The sequence below is a fragment of the Priestia sp. P5_B4 genome, assembly GCF_056400385.1.
The window spans coordinates 1-835 of the sequence record NZ_JBFULJ010001255.1 but is presented as its reverse complement, the minus strand read 5'-3'; the positions used below and the strand labels follow the sequence as shown (position 1 = coordinate 835).

Genomic DNA, 835 nt, shown 5'->3' with positions numbered 1-835 from the left:
CATACAGTAATAGGAGTCTACTAACAGAAAGGAGAAGATTTTTAATATGAGAAACAACTATCCTTATCAGCACTCTAATTACGGTGGCTATCAAGGGGCTATGTATCCTCAGCAAGGTAGCTGCGGTTATCCTCAAGCTAAACCTTGTGGCCAATTGCCTCCTCAAACCATGCCTGCTCAGTATGACCCAGTTAAACAAAATACATCTTTTACTGGTCAAGATGTGTTTGTGCCAGTGGTGCATCCTAGTCATACCACAAATGTTTATCAAAAAAATTATAAATATATGCACTCATTCCCGCATACAGAATCCGTTGTATATCAGGAAACGCATCACCATTTTTGTGCTCCAAGCTGCCCTCCTAGACCTCGTCCTTGGTACTAATAGCCAAAAAAGCCTCTTCATTTTAACAATGAAGGGTTTTTACTATGTGAAATTTAGGATGTTATCTAGCTATTGTTAAACAAAGTAGCCTATTTTAGACCAAAATCCAATCGATATGAGCTATGTCTACATATAATACCTTAACCCATGTATATTTAAAGTTTTTTCCTTTAGTTAAATACCACGAAAAGAGGTGTTTGTATGTCTAGTTATGGTGGAGCAGGTTCTGGTTTTGCTTTATTAGTTGTTCTGTTTATTCTTCTTGTCATTATTGGATGCAGCTGTTACGGCCGYGGATTTGGCTATTAATAAGAATAAAAAAGTCTTTCTCTAATTTGAGAAAGACTTTTTTATTCTAGGTTATGCGGGGTTGCTTTTATAGGCAATAGAACTGATTGGGCGGAATTCAAACAATCTATTGCAGAGGGAGTAAAACTCATATATGGGATC

At 36.9% G+C, this 835-nt stretch carries 2 protein-coding genes; both read left to right on the top strand.

Annotated elements, in window-relative coordinates; genetic code table 11:
- The first annotated feature begins 46 nt into the window (after window positions 1-46).
- Window positions 47-385, top strand: a complete 339-nt coding sequence (locus tag AC1DRF_RS30320) for a CotD family spore coat protein (RefSeq protein WP_427075070.1) — start codon at window positions 47-49, stop codon at window positions 383-385.
- A 201-nt stretch (window positions 386-586) separates the two neighbouring features.
- A complete protein-coding gene (locus AC1DRF_RS30315; RefSeq protein WP_016766356.1) occupies window positions 587-694 on the top strand; it encodes a YjcZ family sporulation protein in 108 nt (35 codons plus the stop codon).
- Window positions 695-835: the final 141 nt, after the last annotated feature.